The organism is Acaryochloris marina MBIC11017, from assembly GCF_000018105.1.
Lineage (GTDB): Bacteria > Cyanobacteriota > Cyanobacteriia > Thermosynechococcales > Thermosynechococcaceae > Acaryochloris > Acaryochloris marina.
Genome location: NC_009925.1, coordinates 2921635 through 2940928, shown reverse-complemented (window position 1 = coordinate 2940928; position 19294 = coordinate 2921635). Strand labels below are relative to the sequence as shown.

General features: G+C 48.4%; 23 protein-coding genes. 10 read left to right on the top strand and 13 right to left on the bottom strand.

Going from position 1 to position 19294, the window contains the following annotated elements:
* Nucleotide 1: 1 nt before the first annotated feature.
* From AM1_RS13155 to AM1_RS13140, 4 genes are all read right to left on the bottom strand, one after another.
* Nucleotides 2-1225, bottom strand: a complete 1224-nt coding sequence (locus tag AM1_RS13155) for an aminoglycoside phosphotransferase family protein (RefSeq protein ID WP_012163338.1) — start codon at nucleotides 1223-1225, stop codon at nucleotides 2-4.
* Between the two features lie 24 nt (nucleotides 1226-1249).
* Nucleotides 1250-2557, bottom strand: coding sequence for a histidinol dehydrogenase (hisD, locus tag AM1_RS13150; RefSeq protein ID WP_012163337.1), 1308 nt, complete (start codon nucleotides 2555-2557; stop codon nucleotides 1250-1252).
* Between the two features lie 222 nt (nucleotides 2558-2779).
* Nucleotides 2780-3235, bottom strand: coding sequence for a hypothetical protein (locus tag AM1_RS13145; protein WP_012163336.1), 456 nt, complete (start codon nucleotides 3233-3235; stop codon nucleotides 2780-2782).
* Between the two features lie 103 nt (nucleotides 3236-3338).
* On the bottom strand, nucleotides 3339-4148 hold the full coding sequence (locus tag AM1_RS13140) for a Nif3-like dinuclear metal center hexameric protein (RefSeq protein ID WP_012163335.1): 810 nt from the start codon (nucleotides 4146-4148) through the stop codon (nucleotides 3339-3341).
* 259 nt (nucleotides 4149-4407) lie between these two features.
* Between AM1_RS13140 and AM1_RS13135 the strand changes: the two genes are divergently transcribed.
* The 3 genes from AM1_RS13135 (at nucleotide 4408) to AM1_RS13125 (ending at nucleotide 6308) form a co-directional block, all read left to right on the top strand.
* Nucleotides 4408-5283, top strand: coding sequence for a hypothetical protein (locus AM1_RS13135; RefSeq protein ID WP_012163334.1), 876 nt, complete (start codon nucleotides 4408-4410; stop codon nucleotides 5281-5283).
* Between the two features lie 224 nt (nucleotides 5284-5507).
* A complete protein-coding gene (locus AM1_RS13130) occupies nucleotides 5508-5858 on the top strand; it encodes a PipX family protein (RefSeq protein WP_012163333.1) in 351 nt (116 codons plus the stop codon).
* A gap of 210 nt (nucleotides 5859-6068) precedes the next feature.
* Nucleotides 6069-6308, top strand: coding sequence for a DUF1830 domain-containing protein (locus tag AM1_RS13125; protein WP_012163332.1), 240 nt, complete (start codon nucleotides 6069-6071; stop codon nucleotides 6306-6308).
* 52 nt (nucleotides 6309-6360) lie between these two features.
* Here AM1_RS13125 and AM1_RS42860 read toward each other — a convergent pair whose 3' ends face one another.
* The 5 genes from AM1_RS42860 to AM1_RS13105 all read right to left on the bottom strand — a co-directional run bounded on the left by AM1_RS42860 (nucleotide 6361) and on the right by AM1_RS13105 (nucleotide 8115).
* On the bottom strand, nucleotides 6361-6714 hold the full coding sequence (locus tag AM1_RS42860; RefSeq protein WP_238549286.1) for a DUF6155 family protein: 354 nt from the start codon (nucleotides 6712-6714) through the stop codon (nucleotides 6361-6363).
* 27 nt (nucleotides 6715-6741) lie between these two features.
* Nucleotides 6742-6894, bottom strand: a complete 153-nt coding sequence (locus AM1_RS42855) for a hypothetical protein (protein WP_012163330.1) — start codon at nucleotides 6892-6894, stop codon at nucleotides 6742-6744.
* A 128-nt stretch (nucleotides 6895-7022) separates the two neighbouring features.
* Entirely contained in the window at nucleotides 7023-7310 is a 288-nt protein-coding gene (locus AM1_RS13115; RefSeq protein ID WP_012163329.1) for a TMEM165/GDT1 family protein, read from the bottom strand.
* 19 nt (nucleotides 7311-7329) lie between these two features.
* Nucleotides 7330-7746 (bottom strand): TMEM165/GDT1 family protein, encoded by a 417-nt coding sequence (locus AM1_RS13110; protein ID WP_012163328.1) that lies wholly within the window; start codon nucleotides 7744-7746, stop codon nucleotides 7330-7332.
* An 18-nt stretch (nucleotides 7747-7764) separates the two neighbouring features.
* On the bottom strand, nucleotides 7765-8115 hold the full coding sequence (locus AM1_RS13105; protein WP_012163327.1) for a YkgJ family cysteine cluster protein: 351 nt from the start codon (nucleotides 8113-8115) through the stop codon (nucleotides 7765-7767).
* Nucleotides 8116-8301: 186 nt separating this feature from the next.
* Here AM1_RS13105 and psb30 point away from each other — a divergent pair, with 186 nt between their 5' ends.
* The gene (psb30, locus tag AM1_RS44260; RefSeq protein ID WP_071819949.1) at nucleotides 8302-8421 is read left to right on the top strand and encodes a photosystem II reaction center protein Ycf12/Psb30; all 120 of its coding nucleotides are present in this window, start codon (nucleotides 8302-8304) and stop codon (nucleotides 8419-8421) included.
* Here the strand turns inward: psb30 and recJ are convergent.
* Entirely contained in the window at nucleotides 8418-10844 is a 2427-nt protein-coding gene (gene recJ / locus AM1_RS13100; RefSeq protein WP_049783726.1) for a single-stranded-DNA-specific exonuclease RecJ, read from the bottom strand. The two genes, psb30 and recJ, sit on opposite strands and share 4 nt — an antisense overlap.
* A 64-nt stretch (nucleotides 10845-10908) precedes the next feature.
* On the opposite strand from recJ, the gene AM1_RS13095 reads away from it, so the two are divergent.
* A complete protein-coding gene (locus AM1_RS13095) occupies nucleotides 10909-11319 on the top strand; it encodes a hypothetical protein (protein WP_012163325.1) in 411 nt (136 codons plus the stop codon).
* A gap of 254 nt (nucleotides 11320-11573) precedes the next feature.
* Nucleotides 11574-12656: a photosystem II q(b) protein gene (gene psbA, locus AM1_RS13090; RefSeq protein ID WP_010482631.1), complete on the top strand. Its 1083-nt coding sequence runs from the start codon at nucleotides 11574-11576 to the stop codon at nucleotides 12654-12656.
* A gap of 56 nt (nucleotides 12657-12712) precedes the next feature.
* Here the strand turns inward: psbA and AM1_RS13085 are convergent, their stop codons facing one another.
* Nucleotides 12713-12937 (bottom strand): hypothetical protein, encoded by a 225-nt coding sequence (locus AM1_RS13085; RefSeq protein ID WP_012163324.1) that lies wholly within the window; start codon nucleotides 12935-12937, stop codon nucleotides 12713-12715.
* 89 nt (nucleotides 12938-13026) lie between these two features.
* Here AM1_RS13085 and AM1_RS13080 point away from each other — a divergent pair, with 89 nt between their 5' ends.
* Nucleotides 13027-13938, top strand: coding sequence for an alpha/beta fold hydrolase (locus AM1_RS13080; protein WP_012163323.1), 912 nt, complete (start codon nucleotides 13027-13029; stop codon nucleotides 13936-13938).
* A 21-nt stretch (nucleotides 13939-13959) separates the two neighbouring features.
* On the opposite strand, the gene AM1_RS13075 is transcribed toward AM1_RS13080, so the two are convergent.
* The gene (locus AM1_RS13075; RefSeq protein ID WP_012163322.1) at nucleotides 13960-15564 is read right to left on the bottom strand and encodes a serine/threonine-protein kinase; all 1605 of its coding nucleotides are present in this window, start codon (nucleotides 15562-15564) and stop codon (nucleotides 13960-13962) included.
* A 175-nt stretch (nucleotides 15565-15739) separates the two neighbouring features.
* Nucleotides 15740-17017 (bottom strand): MFS transporter, encoded by a 1278-nt coding sequence (locus AM1_RS13070; protein WP_012163321.1) that lies wholly within the window; start codon nucleotides 17015-17017, stop codon nucleotides 15740-15742.
* Between the two features lie 57 nt (nucleotides 17018-17074).
* Here AM1_RS13070 and AM1_RS13065 point away from each other — a divergent pair, with 57 nt between their 5' ends.
* From AM1_RS13065 to AM1_RS13055, 3 genes are all read left to right on the top strand, one after another.
* Nucleotides 17075-17824, top strand: a complete 750-nt coding sequence (locus tag AM1_RS13065; RefSeq protein WP_012163320.1) for a sucrose-phosphate phosphatase — start codon at nucleotides 17075-17077, stop codon at nucleotides 17822-17824.
* Nucleotides 17821-18447 carry a Holliday junction branch migration protein RuvA gene (ruvA, locus tag AM1_RS13060; protein ID WP_012163319.1) on the top strand — a complete coding sequence of 209 codons (627 nt, stop codon included), beginning with the start codon at nucleotides 17821-17823 and terminating at the stop codon, nucleotides 18445-18447. Before AM1_RS13065 ends, ruvA begins: the two co-directional genes overlap by 4 nt.
* Before the next feature lie 223 nt (nucleotides 18448-18670).
* Entirely contained in the window at nucleotides 18671-19294 is a 624-nt protein-coding gene (locus AM1_RS13055) for a hypothetical protein (protein WP_012163318.1), read from the top strand.

Below are 19294 nucleotides of genomic sequence, written 5' to 3'. Positions count from 1 at the left end.
CTCAGGCGCTCAGTTGGTCTAGGGTCGTATCCAACAGGCTTTGGTCTTCAGAGCTGCTAAAACTGCCCATTTCAACTGCTAGAGAGAGTCCCAATAGCGTAATTTCAGGAGGAAATCGCTGGGTATCGCAGAGGTTCATGGTTAAAAAGGGACAGCAAAAAAGCGCTAGCTTGAGTTCTTGTCGCCAGGTATCCGGGAGTTGTCCTGCAGCTTTGAGATGGTCAAGTAAAGGTTGAAGGACATGCTTAAGTTTGGATTGCAGGAATCCCAGTCGTATGGCTGAGGGTTGGAAATCATGATCCACTTGGATGCGATCTGCTGAAATCTCCACGTTAATAGACAGGTCTTTGGCTATCTCTTGGGGAAAATAGAGCCAAATTGCAAATACATTATGGAAGATTGGCTTCGTGAGATCTAGAAAGGGTGAATGTCGTCCTGCAAAGGCCGGATCGAAATAGATCAGGGTTTCTGTGCCTTCATCCACAAACACATTGCCATTATGGGCATCCCCATGACCGACGACAGAGGGAGTAGCAGTTGGATTAAGTTTTTGACTGGCCGTTTGGATAATGTCCGCAAGGGTGTCTCGGTAAGGAATGCCATTAATCTGCCAAGTCAGTTGAGCCAGCTGATCAAAATTGAGGGTTTGCCCCGGTAACTTGACTTCTTTGCCCGCATAAAACTCGTGATAGCGTCCCCCAACCAGGCGATGAATAAAGAGTTGATGAATGGGCACGTCAGCATGGTCTTCAGCAGATAAAGGCTGCAAGGTTTGCTGATAGATATCCCATAGGGCTTGGTCGGCTTTTTCCTGCAGGGCAACAATTCGGTCAGTCCCACCTCGCTGTCCCGTTTCAATCTGACGAGCTACGTCAAACAGGGAGGGGAACTCGAAAAACTCATAAACTAACAGCTGCTTGCCCCATTCCGTCGAGCTAAAAATGGGCTGAATAATCGGGTAGCCTGCCTCTGCCATAATCGTAGAGTTGTAATACTCATGAATTAGGCTTTGAGGCTCCACATGGGTTTTGAAGAACAGCTTGTCCCCTTCCACGGTATGCAGAAATCCATTGATGGAGTTGAGGGAGACTGCCGAAGGCCGCACCTGCACTTGCTCCACATTGAAGGGAAAATTGTCGTTAACGAAGTCCTTCAGCAGGGCATTCGCCGCTGCCTGATCAGAAAACTGTAAGGTCTGAATCTGATACAGGAGTTGATCGGACACGGTAACCCTCGGTAATGCCGCCCCTTACGGGAGCAGGTTCTTGCGCTCACGAATGGCCATGGCATGGGCTGGGAAGTCCTCATGCTCTGCCAAGGTCTGAGCCGTATGACCTAAGCGAGCAAAGCCTTCCTGGGTTAAATAACCAATCCCGGTGCGTTTGAGGAAGTCGTATACCGACACCGCCGAGTAGGAACGAGCAAAGCCGCCCGTCGGCAGAATAGCGTTAACACCGATGCAGTAGTTGGCCGTTGGAATCGGGGTATAGGGACCAAGCAGAATTTCACCGGCGTTCTTGATTTTGCCGAGAACGCTGAGGGGGTCTTGGACAAGGACTTCCAAATGCTCAGGGGCATACTCGTTCAAGAAGTCGATGGATTCTTCCAGACTAGAGGTCAGAATAATACCACCATAGGAAGACAACCCGGTTTGGCAAAAGTTTTTACGCCAGTCCGGTAGCTTCTCCATATAGTCATCAGCATGTTTGGAGGCAGCTTTGGCGAGGTCTTCGCTGTGGGTCACCAGTAAGCCTGCCGAGTCAGGACCATGCTCTGCTTCTACAAGCAGATCGAGGGCTGCAATGCGAGGATCGGTGGTTTCGTCCGTAAGAATAATGGATTCACTGGGGCCAGCGGGTAAGCCCACATCAACGGTGCCGTAGAGCAATCGCTTAGCGGCGGAGCCATAAACGTTACAAGGTCCGGTGATTTTATCGACTTTAGGAACGGTTTCTGTGCCAATCGCCATACCTGCGATCGCTTGGATGCCACCGAGTTTATAAATATCTTTGACCCCTGCAAGTTCAGCAGCCACAAGAGAGGCAGGCTCAACGGTGCCGTTCTTATCAGGTGGCGTGCAGACGACTACCTTTTCCACCCCGGCCACCACCGCAGGCACGCTAAGCATCAGCATCACAGAAGGAAAGGAGCCTTTACCCCGAGGCACGTATAGTCCAGCACTGGCAATGGGGGTGACTTTCTCCCCAGCAAAGACGCCGCCATCGATTTCGGCAAGCTGCACTTCTTCTGGCATTTGCCGCTCGTGTACTTCTTTGATGTTGCGATAGGCTTGCTCAATCGCCGCTTTGATTTCAGGCTCGACTTGCTCGCGGGCAGCAGCAAACTCAGCTTCAGTCACTTTAAGATTTTCGGCAGTGGCACCGGGAAAATCAAATTTACGCACGTATTTGATCACGCCCTGATCACCGTCGGCGCGAATCTCGTCAATCACTTCTTTGGCGACAGCTAGCGCTTGTTCAATATCTAACTCGGCCCGTCGTTTGATGGAAGCGAGTTCTTCAGATGTCATCTCTGACAACCGGAGAATCCTGACCACGTGCTGTCTCCTTTAAATCAATAATCGACGACCGATACATGTCGTCGAGCGGTGTATAAGCATTACTAGCTTAGCTCAGAAGCGGGGTTAACAAACTTGAATGTATGGGTAAGGTTGATTTAGCCTATCTTTGATGACGGTATGGCAGTGATATCCCAACTAACGGAAATCTAGAAAGGCTGATGCCAGCAACGTGGGGTCGATTTTATAGGCGTAGTGTTCTTACGCTCTGCCGTCACTGTTTTTTTCTTCATGTAACGTTTGCTCTAAAATCCATAACTCTGCTTCTTGTGGACTCCAGACTTGGTGAACAATCTTACCTACTCTTTGATCATCAATTACGTAATTGTTATCACCGTCGGGCCAACGACCATAGTTGAAAGGTGATGCCTTCAAAATGTCTGCTCGAGGACGTCCTGCTAGTAGCTGATCGACTCTTTGCTGACGAAGTCTGAACTGCTGCTTGGAGTGTCGACGCCCCTGCCATTGCTGGAGAGGCTGAGCGCTTAAAAGGGCCAAGGTAATGAGCGAAAAGATGATAAAAGCCAATATCGAGCCATCCGCAGCTATATTGGCCAAGATCACCATCATCAATAGCCCAATGACAATACCGACTATCTCAATGCTGTTGGTGAGCCTTGTGGGCAGTTGCCTATAAAGTTGGCAAACTTTTTTCATCAACCTGCTTAACCTTAAGCCCCATAGTGCGATTCACAGAACTGCAGAAATATTCAAAAAGTCAGGTTGGCAAGAGTCTATACCTCGATAAACTTCAAATTTTCTACACTGTTTGCCAGAAATTACGAAAATCTTCATCTAACTGGCTCAGTTGTGCCCATGCAACTCCCTTGTCGGTAAATTTTTGAGCTAAGCGTTCACAGGCAGGTCGTTCTGTTGCATAGTGTCCGGCATCAATCAGAATTAGGTTGAAATCGCGACTCTCTTGAAACTGATGAAATTTACAGTCTGATGTCAAATAGACTTGAGCACCCGTTTGGCTCACGGCGGAGATATAGCTAGCGCCAGACCCTCCCAATACCGCGACCCGCTCAATTTCTTGCTGACGATCGGCTGTGGGTGATACCAATAAATTGGCTGGGTTGAGAGCAGACTGAATCTTGGCTAAAAGCTGCTGTAGGGTCAGCGCAGACTTCAGATTGCCCACGCGACCGTATCCGAGGCCATCTTGAGTCGGCTCTACAGGTTCCGCGCTCTGTAGCTCTAAAAGCTGAGACAATACATCCGCTGTGCCATCCATAACTTGATCGAAATTGGTATGGGCACTGTAAACTCCAATTTGATGGTTAATGGAGAGGCGGACCATATCGCCAATGGCATCACCTTTCTGCACCGATTTCAGAGGGCTAAAAATCAAAGGATGGTGGGCAAAAATTAAATTAACAGGGGTGCCCTGCTGCTGCAGTGCAATCGCTTCTTCCATCACCGCCAAAGTCGGTGTTAAACATACCAGTACCCGAGCCGGTTGATCCAAAATTCCTGGCTCAATCTGCCAACCACAGTTATCCCACTTCTCCTGCCAGGAGGGGTTAGCCCAGCCTTCAAACCACTCAATCAATTCGCTAATTTTCATCGGTGGATTACCATCCTGACGCGTTGTCGGACATGCGATCAGAGCTTCAGCTTTCTGGGATCTAATCGAGCAATAAAAAGTCTAGCTTACATTCCCCTCTTGGGAAGGGCTAGGGGTAGGTTTTCTTGAGAGGACCCATCGACCCCACCCCGCCCCAGAGACACCTCGCTCAGCAGGGGATAAAGCCATGATCTATCTTGGGGAAAAAGTACCTATCTTGCAGATAATGCACCTAAATATTCTTATACATACCTATTAAATGAAACTCACCAACAAGCTGAATTTGCCCATGCCTCTGTATCGGGCCGTGGAATGGCAAAATGCACATCATTCCGTCGGGAAGGCAGATCTATCTTGTACCCAATTAATTGATGCCCCGCTTATTGCTTGGTTGCGACGCCAATATAGCGATCAGCTCGAAGAAGATGTTTCCGAACGGCTGTGGCCCCTGTATGGCACCCTGATGCATTCGATTTTAGAAGAGTTTGCAGCCGAAGGAGAACATGTGGAAACAGAAGCCATTGCAGAGGTGGATGGCTTTCGGGTCTCTGGCCATATTGACTTGGTGGTGACTGCTGATGGCCTGCTGCAGGATTATAAATTCACAAGTTCCTGGACTGTGAAATCGGCTAAAGCTGAAGGCAAGGTGGAATGGGACCGCCAGCTCAATGTCTATCGATTTTTGTTAGAAAACGCGGTTGAGGGATCAGGGATTCCCCATCTTCCTAACATCCAGAAGCTGCAAATTGTGGCTCTGCTCCGGGACTGGGGGCCTCGCCATGAGCGGGATGGCCTTAAACCTGTAGAAGTGATTGAGGTGCCCTTATGGTCTGAGATTGAGGTTTGGGATTACATGCGATCGCGCATCCAGCTTCATACATCTGCACAAGGTGATACGCCTCCTCCAATGTGTTCACCCGAAGAGCGCTGGGCCACCCCAACAACTTATGCCGTGATGAAAAAAGGTCGTAAATCTGCGCTGAAGGTGTGTGATTCGGAAACTGCTGCTCAAGACTGGATGACAACCCACCAGAAAGGCGAATGGATTGAGCAACGTCTAGGGCAAAACAAACGCTGTGAATCTTATTGTGGGTTTGGCAAGCAAGGATTCTGCCCTTACCAGGCTGCTAGTTAAGCGCAGCTCTCTTGGATCTAGAGTGAGTTTGTCACGGTATCATTATTTTTCTGATGTGGCTCACCCCATATCCGTAACTTTGGATGCAAAAGTCTGGGGGACAGTGTCTTAATATGCCACCACACTAAAAGTGTGGATCGAACTTTTCAATTTCTCGAACTCAATGTACATAGTGTCAATGGGCCAAAAGCCTTAGGCATTTACCTCTGATTAGGTACACCATCATGTCTAGCTATTCGGACCATTTAAATGATCTGAGTCGAGAGCGTTCTCACAAAGAGACTCCTGGAAATACGAGCTCTGCTGTTAGCGAGACCTATTTATCGCATCCAGTCTTTGGTCTGCTTGTGAATCTATGCATTATTGATATGCAGAGTGCTCTATACGCGAGCCTGTATGCAAAAAGGCTCTTTTTTCTGGTGACTGCATCCAATGCTGGCCTAGAGATAAATAACATCAGCCGAGATAATGCCAGGGTGGCGCTAGAAAAACGATTAGCCGTTCTTCGAAAATCAGGCTTCAATCAAGATTACGAGCAGCTTAAAGGAATCTACAAAAATACCTTTAGCGGTTAATTGAGGTGTGGGGGGCTTAAAAATTACAACCACTATGGCAACTCGCTGTCCATATCAAAGTCTGACTGCAAACAAGGCTGACATAAGAGGGGCCAGCCTGCCCTACGTTCCATAGACTTACTTTTGCTGATGCTGAATCGTTGAGGAATGATTCCCTAGCGCTTATCTCGATAGTCGTTCAAATCTACTTAAAGTAAGGCTGTTGATTCAATGCTGTGTAGCTATGTCAACCAAACCCCTTTTCTGGAAATTATTCGCATTTCCAATATTCAGAATTGGTACTTTGAAAAGGTGGTTTTTCAGCAGCAGCGAATTCTATTTGAATGTCATACTCAGGCCGTTTTAGAGATCTACTCTAGTGAGTTTTCGACAGCTTTACTGGTCGATAAAATTGCCTGTGAGCTTCTTCAAGTAGATACTACAGAAGAATACTTGGATCAGACCGTATAGGGGGCGGCACCGGCACACACCAGTAAACAATTGATGTATCCCTCTGGAGTGCTTACTTGCCGAAGGTTTCTTGATAAATCTCTAGAAGGGTGTCATGAAATCCCCAACCGGTTTGTGAAGTGTCTTGCACAATTTGGCGGCATCGACCTTCGGTAACTCCATGTAAACCATATTTAGCAATGGCTTTAGTAGCAGAGGCGAACATGCTCTCCATACTGTTATAAAAGGGTTCGTCAATATCGCCATAGGCATCGGTAAACTTAACCCCTTGCTCAACATAGAACAGCATCATATCGACTTGCGCAGTGGGCGTACGACAGACTTTTTTATAGTCATTGACCGCTTTGCGAGCAACGGATAGCCGACCTTTGCCAAAGCCTCGCTTCGGGAAAAACTCGTTTTCAATTTTTTGTTTGTAGCTTTCCCCTACAGACTATTCCGTTTCTGGACTGGGTTTGAGTTGGTAATATTCTTTGACCCCTGGGAAGGTTTTGAATAGCTCGCTAATCTCCTCAACAAGGTTGTCTTTTGAAGCTTGTTTGAGATGCTGCTTGAGAGTTGTGAGGTTGATTTTGGATGCGGCCATAGGGGTGAAGAACCTATGAATGTGCTTTGGATCAAAAGACCTGATGTAGTCCTGCCAGTCATCTGCCAATGCCAGTCAGACTAGCTATTTCAATATTAATATTTGCTGTTGTGACCCGGAGTATTGAATCACTCCACATCAGCTTCCGCAGGAGCCCAGAGGAAAGAAATACCCAAAAGCGCAAACCCAATGGCTGCTATGGCCTTCATCAGTTGTGTGGGCAACAATTGTCCCACGCCTTCTCCCAGTAAAACTCCTAACAAACTGGCAAAAATCAGGGCAGAAGAGGTACCGAGAAAAATGGCCCGAGGATGTTGGCAATTGCCGCTGAGGGTGATGGCGGCCAACTGACTTTTATCCCCCAGTTCTGCTAAAAACACCACAACAAAACTGAGCCCTAATAACTTCCAATCCATGGTCTTTGGCTCCTAAGCATTAGAGATGTACGGTATCCCAAATCAACAAGACTGCAATAAACAGCAAGCTAGCCCCAGTCACGGTGTTGAGTGTACTTTCTGAGACTCGACGGGCCAGCCACTGGCCAATCAGCACCCCACATAGGCTGGTGGTTACTAAAGCGGCTGCCGCACCAAGAAAGATAATCCAGGGTGACTGAGACTCCGCCGTCATTAAGAGGGTACTCAACTGCGTTTTATCCCCCAGTTCCGCTAGGAACACCGTGACAAAGGCTAACCCAAATTCCTTGCTAAACCCTTTAGTAGGGTTGGGGGGCTGATTGTTCGGTGAGGCAGAAGTCTGAAGATTGGCAGAGACGGGATTGGTATCACTCACGGTAAGCCTAAACAAAATAAACCTGCGACTGCCATTCACATCGCAGCTGACTAGACCCATTATGCCTGGAAGGGCGAGCTAGAAACCGATCTCCCGTTCAAACCGGAGGCTTTCTAAGCTGCGGTCACCGTAAACGGCATCGATTTGTTGGCGACAACATGCGATCGCAAAATCATTCAAATCTTCAGGAGCCACACCATACATGCGCTGAAAGACCTCTGGCTTGACCCGGCAAAACTGAGGTCGATCGGCATAGATTTTGCATCGCCGATGGTCTGCATCGAAATGAATGCACCAGCCATTGGAACCGACCAAGCTGAGGTAATGCTCCCATTCTTCTGGGGTTAAATACTCTTGAACATCAGGGCGTTCCGTTGGATCAAGATGACAACAGGCCCCACATTGCTCGATGCAACACCAATTTGCCATACCTTGGCGACCTTATCCTAAACGGCTGATATCAATTGCAGGATCGGGATTGAATCGCTAACAATTTTCACCCTGATCAGAGCTAATAAGATAATCCTATCAAAATCCCCCTCGCAAGCGATCCCGTAACCAGGTAGAATAGAGGGCGCGTTCGCTCGCAATACTTGAGTTAATCTGGGAGGAAGGATGGACTTACTAGCTGCACTTAATTTACAAGTTGTACTTCAACTATCTATGCTTGGCGCTGTCGTCATTGCTGGCCCAGTTGTCGTGCTATTGGTTGCTCTTCGGAGTAACGCAACCTAGGTTAACCCTGCCAATCGATTGGCTGAACAATGATACCAACGTTGCAAGCGTTTTAACTCCTGCTCTAACACACCCGTCTCCGGGAAATCAGAGCAGGGGTAACCTATTTCTCTAAAAGCAGAAACAATTGTACTCGGTGCAACCCACCATTGCTGGCCTAAGTTCAGTAAGTTAAGGGGGTCGTCACCGTTTTTTGCTATTTCAAACTTTAGTTTTGCCTTTAATTCCTCTGCTGGCAAAATTGCTGGACTATGGTTGCGAATATAAATTTGCTGGGGCCGAGCCAAGGCTAATAACCAGCGTAAATGGGTCCATGAAGGCGGCAAAGACCATAGAATTAGACAGTCACAGGAACGGCTAGGCCGGTCGTATTCCACCGTTCCGGGCAGGGTTGTCGTCGATACATAGGGACGCTGATAACCATACATGAGAATATGACCGCTAATGCCTTGTAGGACTTGAGGCCAATCCCCCAAGCTCGACCACTCTATGGCTTGTAGTAGTGTGGGTGATACGTCGGGCTCTGGACAGTGTAAGGCCACTTGCTGGCGAACAACGGGTGCCCCTTTATCGGCTTGGGCAACCACAATTGGAGTACGAGATAGTGAGTGGGGTGGGTCTACAACGGGCTCCCGAATCCCTAAAATTTCCAGCTCCAAATTGGTTTGCTGGTTCCAAGTATTTTCTCTAAGGCGATAGGCAACGTCGATCCGCTGGGGTAAAGGATAATAGGTGCCCCACCGCCATGCCATCCCTTTAATCAACTGCTGCCGATCGTCTGATTCAGTATGAGCTAGGGTGAGCTTTAAATGGCTTTTGTCCTTGCCCACGGGTCGCTGCTCTACCACTTCAACATTGGCGGTCCAAAAAATCGGTTCTGGATTGCCAATACCGCAGGGATGCAGCTGATTAATTTGCTCGTAGAGATCCCAATCGATCTGAGTGAAGCTGGCTTGGGCATCGACCGTTACCAGAGGCTTGAGCTGATCTATCTGTAAGGTTTGGTGGGCGTAGGTACGCAGGTGCGATCGCATCTTCTCTAACTGGTCGGTTGCTAAGGAAAATCCGCCTGCTGCTCGGTGGCCCCCATAGCGACCTAAGGCTTCATCACAGGCTTGTAGGGCTGCAAACACATCAAATTCAGGAATCCCTCGGGCGGATCCACGGATATGGGTATGGTCTTCTGCTTCATAGGTGGCAATAAAAACCGGTAGTCCGTAGCGTTCCACTAACCGAGACGCCACAATCCCAATCACGCCATGATGCCAACCGGGATGAACCAGCATAATCACCCAATCGCCCTCTGGTTGCCACGGCGCTTTCCCCTGTCGGACAAGGGTTTCAACGAGTTCGATCGCCTCTATCTCAATGTCGGCACAGAGCTGACGTCGATGCTGGTTAGCCTGCTCACACTGCATGGCTCGGGCAAACGCGATGCCTGGGTCGTCAGTCGTTAATAGCTCAATTACCGTTTGTGGATCGGCAATCCGGCCCACGGCATTGATGCGGGGACCGAGTCGGAAGCCAATAGCGTCCGGTTTGAGGGCTTGATCGGCAGAGACACAGCCCGACACCTGCATCAAAGACTGTACCCCTGCTAATCGAGAGTGGGGCAAGAGGGCTAAACCTCGCTGTAGCCAGCGGCGATTGACCCCCACTAAGGGAGCCAAATCAGCAATGGTGCCCAGGGTAAACAGTTCTAGTAGAGGGGTAATCAGGGTGGTATTACCTTGCTCTTGGGCGAGTAGGGTGGCTAAGACATAAGCGACCCCCACCCCTGCTAACCCTCGATAAGGGGAGTCTTCTGGCACTAATTTGGGATTGAGAATGGCGTTGGCCGGGGGGAGCTGAGGCGGCAGATCATGGTGATCCGTGATGATGACGGTTAATCCCAGTTCGCGGGCTCTCACAATAGGGTCATAGGCGGCAATACCGTTGTCTACGGTTAACACCAGCGTCACGTTATCTGCCGCAAATTCCTCGACGATCCGTTGGTTAATGCCGTAGCCTTCCTGCATGCGGCTTGGTATCGCATAGTCTACGTCAGCACCCAATGCTCTCAGGACGCGCAGTAGTAGAGCCGTGCTGGTCATGCCGTCTGCATCATAGTCGCCACAGATGGCAATTTTGTGTCGAGATGCGATCGCATCCTGTAACAACGTTAAGCTAGCAGCCAAATCCGGGAATGCTTCAAGAGGAGAGGGTAAGCTCTGGGACTCTGGTGCCAAAAACTGTTGAGCCGCTTCGACAGACCCTATCCCTTGGTTGGCTAATACTGCGGCCAAAAGAGGCGATAATCCAGTTGCGATCGCAATCTTGTCTACTAGAGTGTGCTCTGGATCAGCAATTTGCCAGCGTTGCTGTGGAAAAGATGGTTTAGGCACAGGGAAAAATTGCGTTAGACCACTTCCACCATCGGTCATGGTGGGGCTCCACCCCCCGATCCGAGATCAATAAATTAATAATCCCTAAATTTGACGAACCAGAATGGAATCATCGGAACAACCCACCCTAGAGAACATGGCAGGACAGTCAGAGCAGGCTGCTACAGACTTCGATACAGAATTCCCTGCAGCCTTAACTGAGGCTGAAAATACGCTTCAACAAATTAGAGATCGTTATCTTGAGATCAAAACTGCCCAGACCGAAAAAGCTCAATTAGAAAAGAAGCTAGCCGATGTGCAGACGGATATGTCTGCCAAAGCCCAAACAGAGCAAGATCTAGCAGCGTTGCAAACGGAGCTAGATCAAATTCAAGACCAGATTCAGACCCTCGGCATGACCCTTGAAAGCCAACTCTGGAAGTGGCATGATTTGAAAGAGCCGTTCTGGCAATTTATTCGATACTTTGGCCTCGGGTTTGCCGCTGCAGTTGTAATTCACAAATTTGCAGGTTAAGTTTGGGCTCTCAGAATTGATACAGTTGTAAAGGATAGAGACCTCAATTAACGCGCAGAAAAATAATGATTTAACCTCGTTAGAATATCTGAATCCTTTATCTGTTAATCGTTAGACCTTTGTAAATTAGACAGTCTCTTCAAAAAAACTGAATCCAAGTTTACAAAAAAAAATAAAATCATTATCATTAGTAACGTGGACATAGCTTTTAAGTTTTGTCCCGTAGTTAATGTTAGTTAACAGCAATCATAACCATGACAACAGTCTTGCAAAGACGCGAAAGCGCCAGCGCATGGGAAAGATTCTGTAGCTTCATCACCAGCACCAACAACCGTTTATACATCGGTTGGTTCGGCGTATTGATGATTCCTACACTTCTCACCGCTGTAACTTGTTTCGTAATCGCCTTCATCGGCGCACCTCCCGTCGACATCGATGGAATCCGTGAGCCCGTGGCTGGTTCACTTCTATATGGCAACAACATCATCACTGGTGCTGTTGTTCCTTCTTCTAACGCCATTGGCCTTCACCTGTATCCCATTTGGGAAGCAGCTTCTCTTGACGAGTGGTTGTACAACGGTGGCCCTTACCAGCTAATCATCTTCCATTACATGATTGGTTGTATTTGCTACCTCGGTCGTCAGTGGGAGTACAGCTACCGTCTAGGGATGCGTCCTTGGATTTGCGTAGCTTACTCTGCACCTTTGGCCGCTACCTACTCTGTCTTCTTGATCTATCCTCTAGGTCAGGGCAGCTTCTCCGACGGTATGCCTCTAGGCATCAGCGGAACCTTCAACTTCATGTTCGTGTTCCAAGCTGAGCACAACATCTTGATGCACCCCTTCCACATGTTTGGTGTGGCTGGTGTATTGGGTGGTTCCTTATTCGCCGCCATGCACGGTTCCTTGGTTAGCTCCACTCTAGTTCGTGAGACCACCGAAGGTGAGTCCGCCAACTACGGTTACAAGTTCGGCCAAGAAGAAGAGACCTACAACATCGTTGCAGCCCACGGCTACTTCGGTCGTTTGATCTTCCAATATGCATCCTTCAGCAACAGCCGTTCCTTGCACTTCTTCTTGGGTGCCTGGCCCGTTGTCTGCATCTGGTTGACTGCAATGGGCATCAGCACCATGGCTTTCAACTTGAATGGTTTCAACTTCAACCACTCCATCGTTGATTCACAAGGTAACGTTGTGAACACATGGGCTGACGTACTAAACCGCGCCAACTTGGGTTTCGAAGTTATGCACGAGCGTAACGCTCATAACTTCCCCTTAGACTTGGCTGCTGGTGAGTCTGCTCCTGTTGCTCTTACTGCTCCTGTCATCAACGGTTAATTTGGTTAGAGTTCCTAATCATTTAATCTAATTAGCAAGCGGTGTAACCTTCGGGGCTACACCGCTTGCTTTTGGGAATTTGCCAGATCTGGATTAAACCGGATCTCTACTAAAAACCCCTCAGGTGTTATACCTGAGGGGTTTTTAGTTGGTTGGTTGTTTTGTTGGAGTCGTTTACGGAGTTGTTTGCGTTGTTTTTTCAGTTGTCTGAGGCGGGCGGCAGACCGTTTAGATTTGTCATTGCGTCGCCGACCGCGGCGGGGAGACTCCCAAGATTTCATTCTCATGGTGGTCTATAGGAATGGGTTAAAACTTCACCCGCTATCCTAGCAAATGTTTAAAATTATTTGAGAAGCATCGAGAAACAAATATGGTCACTTCGCTGGCGAATCAACCTCAAGCGGCTAACTGGCAGTGGCAAGGTTTTTCAATTCGGTATCAATATGCAGGAACTAACGGTCCAGCAGTCATCCTCATCCATGGATTTGGGGCGTCTAGTGGCCATTGGCGTAAGAATATTGCTGAATTGGCCCAAGACCATCGCGTTTATGCTGTAGATCTAATTGGCTTTGGGCAATCATCGAAGCCAACACCGGGCGCTCTGATGCCTGGTCAGAGTATTGCTTATGAATTTGAGACGTGGGGCCAACAAATTGTTGATTTTTGCCAGGAGGTTGTCGGTGAAGCTGCATGCCTGGTGGGTAATTCGATTGGCAGTATTGTGGCCTTACAGGCAGCCGTATTAGCCCCTCAACTCACGACCAGCGTAGTGATGCTGGACTGCTCGTTACGGTTGCTGCACGATCGCAAACGGGCAGGTCTGCCCTGGTACCGCAAGTTCTCAGCGCCATTGTTTCAATCTGTTCTCTCAGTAAAGTCCATTGGCCATTTCTTTTTTCATCGGTTGGCCCGCCCGAAGACGGTGCGCCAGATTTTAGAGCAAGCCTATGGTAGAACGGAGGCTGTGACCGATGAACTGGTGGATTTGCTGATTCAACCTGCTTTAGATCCAGGGGCAGCCGATGTGTTTTTGGCCTTTATTAATTATTCCCAGGGACCGCTACCCGAAGATTTATTGGCTGAAATTGCTTGCCCTGTATTGTGTATCTGGGGGGCTGATGATCCTTGGGAACCCGTAGACCTAGCGCGCGAGTTAACTCAGTTCTCAAGGGTTGAAGATTTTATTGTGCTGGATGGGGTGGGGCACTGTCCTCAGGATGAAGAGCCGCATCAAGTTAACCAGATAGTGAGCAACTGGATTGCCACTCACCCGGAGAAATAGATCGTCTTTATCCTGATGCACTTAAGGCTGCTGTTGATTTGACAATCGATGATATGTATAAGTTCCTTTGACACCTTGAGCATAGAAATAAAGAAAGAGCCCTCCAAATCCGATGGCAATCGGATTAATCCCTGCATCGGCTTCAAGAGCGGCAATGATTTGTAGCAATTTACTCAAAATAAAGTAGATCAACATCAGTACAGCGCAGGCGCGGATTTTTTTATAAATACCAAACGTAAAACTTGCGGTTAGCAAGACATCGATCCATAGTAAGCCTCCTTCTTCTGACCCTGATAGCACCAGCATGGCCAGCAGCGTGATAACCGTAGTGACAGTACCTGCAATCCAGGCGGTTTTGATCTGTCTGTTGGCCTCCTCTAGTTCATGGGCTGAAGATGTTAACGGCGGTGGACTTTGTTGTGGTTGACTGGGTTGGTTAGGGGGATGGGATGGTGTGGAATACCCAGGTGCCTGAATATCCGTAGGTGGTACACCTGCAGACGGTTGTGAAGTGGAGAAAGGCGCAGTTGAAGGCGGCGTATAGATTGGTAATGCTTCAGGCGGTGCCTGAATATCTGTAGGAGGCACGTTTGATGGAGGGACAGGAGGCGGCTGAGCTGCAGAGCTGGGTGTGGCTGATGACTGGGGAAAAGGGGGTGGATTAGACCCTTGGCTGACTTCAGTTTGCTGGCGGGATTGCTCGAACTCTCGATCTAGTGTTCGTAGGCGCTGCAGAATAATTTGGGTGTTGGCAGGCCGATCTTTGGGTAATCGGGCCATTAAGTCATCCACTAAATTGGCTAAGGGGGGTGAAATATGGGTCGCTGATTCTCGCCATTGGCATTGATCGTTATAGGGATCATAGATGCTGCTATCCGTGGGCTCTTTACCGGTTAGTAGATAGACCCATGTTCGGCCCAGGGCGTAGAAGTCAGACTGCATCACAGCCTGTCCATTCATCTGCTCAGGAGGCGTAAACCCCATAGAATGAATGCCGGTTATCCCTTGAGCCCCTTGCTTGGCCATGTAAGTTTGGGTGACCGCTCTGACGGCACCAAAGTCAATCAGCACCAATTGACCATCTGGACGCAGCATGATGTTGGAGGGTTTGATGTCACGATGGAAAAACAGCTGGCCATGGACTTCATTGAGAATGGTCATGATTTGCATCAACCATTCCAAGGCCAGCTGTTCGCTAATGGGCCGAAACTGGCGCTGCTTCATATAACCGCACAGATCTAGCCCCTCGATTTTTTCCATGATGAGGCAGTGCAGGGCAGTTTGGCTGTCCCGAGGCCAGAAGATAAAGTGACCGTCTGTATCGACCTGGGGAATCCCAGGATGGCGGAGCTGGCTGAGAACTTGTGCTTCGCGCGTAAAGAGTTCAACGGCTTTGGGCTGTTGATCGGTTAAGACTTTGAGCACTTTAGGAATGCCGCTATTGCTGGTGCCTGTAGCTCTGACGACTTCACGCACTTCGTAGGTTTTGCCAAATCCACCTTGGCCGATCAGTTTGGTGACGCGATATCGACCTTCTAAGAGCAATTCTGATCCACAGGTTTGGCAAAATACACTGTTGTCAGGATTTTCTGGCTTGGAACATTGAGGGGCGATACAGAGAGTCATAGCAAGGATGTGATCTTGGCTGCTGAGAGAATATTACTCTCCCATAGTCTGACAAAAAAGCTGAGGGGAGCGTCATCTTGCAAATTTCAGTTATCGAGACTGAAGTTCAGCGGTTTTTCAACATTCAACAGCCATTGTCTGTGGCTCAAAGTGTGCAGACAGGTCTTAACAACGGTCAGTGTAGATTGCTGGATGTCAACGCTGCCGTGGGTGATGTCTTGATCAGATGACCCAAACGCTTTAAAACGATGATGACTAAACCAATACTGAGAGCAAGTAATCCCCAATAAATATCGATGAATGGCTGGTTTTGATCGAGGGCTAGTCCCCCTAATGTGGGGCCAATAAAATAACCCACTGCCCAGCATAGAGAATTGATGGACAGATAAACTCCGCGACTCTCGATAGGGGCTAAATCCGCAACCAAAGAGGAGGCAATGGGCATATAGGCAACGGTTGCGATCGCAAGAATCCCCAGCCCCAAACTGGCCCATATCAGTACGCCTTGCCCCACAAAGCCAGTTATCCCGATATACAAAAAACCGATACCCCAGAACCCCGCAGAGGCCATCAGCCCCTGAGGGTAGGGCCATCTTCGCAGAAAGCGGGCAACCGGCAGTTGACTAGCGACACTGGCCCCTAAATGCCAGGAGAATAATCCCGTAATCATGACTTCTGATAGTCCTATACCTTGCTGAGCAAAGTTCTTAAAATATAACGGCAGGGTACTGTGAATTTGGGAGAGATAGGTTGTTATTAGAATATTGGCAATAATATAGGTGCGTAATCGTCGATCCTGAAGGGCCACCACCCAGCCTTGCCATCCATGATTTCCCCGGGTTTGGGGATGTGAGGTTTCAGCAATGGTGAAATAAATGACCCCCAAAAAGATGACAAAGGAGACGGCATCAATAATGAAAAGGGTTCGATAAGCTTGAGTCAAGGCAATCCAGCTGCCGCCGAAAATCACCCCTAAGCCCAAGCCCGCGTTATCGGCAAATCGGGTAATGGTAAAAGCTTCTTGGCGCTGTTCTCCTTCGCTTAAGTCGGCGATAATCGCTTCTGTAGATGGCCAGTAAAGTCCAACCCCCAAGCCCATCACGATATTGCCAACCACCAGCATCCAAAACGAGTGTGCGATTGCGATGATACTGGCTGCGATCGCAGAAATAAACAACGATAACAATAAGGTTCGCCGTCGTCCCCACCATCGAGAATCCGTCATAGATCCACTTAACACCCTGCCCACAATGCCTGATATCGAAGCACTTCCAATGGCAAACCCGACCGAGGTAGCGGTGAGTCCGATTTTATTCACAAAGAAAATCTGCAAGAAATACAGCGTGAAGCCCGTTCCCATTTGTGAGAGCAACCGCCCTGCCGCTAAAATCCATACCTGTGGGTCTAGGCTGGGGATCCAACGGGTCCACCGCTGCCAACGGAAAAATTTCATTATGTTAAGCTTTCTCAGAATAATAGACTGAACATAGGGAGCGTTTTAGGAACTATTGTGGCGAAATTTCTCTTGATAACTGATTTAGACAATACGCTCGTTGGCGATCGATCCGCCCTCGAACAGCTCAACCAGACCCTCATGCAAGTCCGGCAAGAGCAAGGACTGTTGCTAGTCTATTCCACAGGACGTTCCCTCACCTCATTCAATCAATTGCGGTCTCAAGAGCCAATGTTGGCTCCAGATGCCCTAGTGACATCTGTCGGCACCGAAATTTACTATGGCGGTAGCACCACTCCGGATCCAGATTGGTCTGAGAAACTCAATCAAGGATGGCAGCGTCAAGATGTCTTGTCGATTACTGCCCACTTTAATGATTTAGTGTTGCAGCCTGAGGCAGACCAAGGCCCCTATAAAGTCAGCTTTTTTCTAGAACCCACCTTGGCTGCGGATCTTTTACCGCGTTTAGATGTAGCCCTTCATATTCGCGGCTTAGATGTCAAGCTTGTGTATAGTGGCGGCAAAGACCTCGATATCCTGCCGCTGCACGGGGATAAAGGACAAGCCATGCAATACTTGCGGGGGCAATTTGGCATTTCTGCCGAGCAAACCGTGGCATGTGGTGATTCGGGCAATGATCAGGCTTTATTTAGTACGGGGCCAGAACGGGGCATTATTGTGGGGAATGCTCGCTCCGAGCTGCTGCAATGGTATCAAGAACATAATCAGGATGATATATACCTTGCTAAAGCGAATTGTGCGGGCGGTATTTTAGAAGGGCTCCGTCATTTTAGTTATGTCCAATGATTGGTTTTCTGCAAGGGTATGTCGTTAGTCTTCAGCAAACCAGTACCCATCGAACCTTGTTGACTTTGGATGTGAACCAGGTCGGATATGATCTCTATGTTCCCAGTCGTATCCGCCAACATTTGCCCCCAGACCAGGAACAGATGCGGGTGTTTACCCATTTGCAAGTTCGTGAAGATCAAATGGTATTGTTTGGCTTTGCAGTGGTAGCGGAGCGCGATTTGTTTCGTCAACTGATTGCAGTGAGCGGGATTGGCCCCCAGCTGGCATTGGCCTTAATTGATACTTTAGGATTACAGGATCTTGTGCAAGCGATTGTTAATAGCAACACAAAGATGCTTGTTAAGACGCCTGGTGTTGGAGCCAAGACGGCTGAACGTATTGCCTTAGAGCTGCGATCCAAGTTGGCCGAATGGCGAGATCAGGCAGGTTTAAAGACCTTACCGAGTGCTGGGCCGATTGATAGTGTGCAAGAAGATGTGGAGATGACGCTTTTAGCTTTGGGATATACCAGCCAAGAAGTGATGCGGGCGTTACAGGCCGTAGGGCAAAATACAGCGTTGGCCAAAAATTCAGATACTGAAGCCTGGATTCGAGAAGCTATTGCGTGGCTAAGTCAATAGCTTAGAAACTGGTATGGCTTGGGATGCTTTTCTAGAGTGTTTTGGAGACATATCTTATGTCAGCTAGAGCAGTTTTGCCAGGATAAAACAACATAATTCTTAACAGGTTGACGACGAATGAGGTCACTTTTTGTCACCTTTGAATACTGACAAGGTCACTAAATTATTTTATTGAGTGGAATATAGATATTTATGCTTATCTCTATTTCTTCGATAATGAAAAATGATACCCAATCATCTTGTTAATCAATGGATAACAAAAGCTTTTCAACGCTATCTAGAAGATACAGAACGCCAAATTTACCTAACACGAATCCTGTCTGTTCTGACTCAGTCTGATCAGCTCTGGTCAGAAGATAGTCCTTTGTATGATGAGGCCTTGCAGCAAACCTTAAGCCAATTTTGTCTGGACTTCAATACATCTAACTTGGACGTTCAAGCGTATGGAGAGTGGTCCCAGCTCGTCCAATCTTTTAATCGAGATTTGCAACAGCAGCTTCGGTGTTTGCAGGCTACTCAGGACGAAAATCGACTGGAGCGAGAAGATTTTTCCTCCCGGAAAGACTCAATGAAAGTCGTGTCGTCCTTAACTATGCAGATCTACGAATGGGTTAAAAGTGACATTAAGGGCGAGTTAAGGGCAACTCATCTGGCCAATTATCCGGCTGCGAATTGCCAAACCTTGATTGAGAGGCGTTTACCGCCTGAGCAAAGTTGGGAAGAGATTGCAGCTGATTTAGGGCTTTCAGTGCCGGTGATCAGCGGTTTTTATCAACAAGAATGTTTGCCTCGGTTGCGACGTTGTGCCATGTCTAAGAATGCATTGGCGAGACCAAAAGCCTGCTAG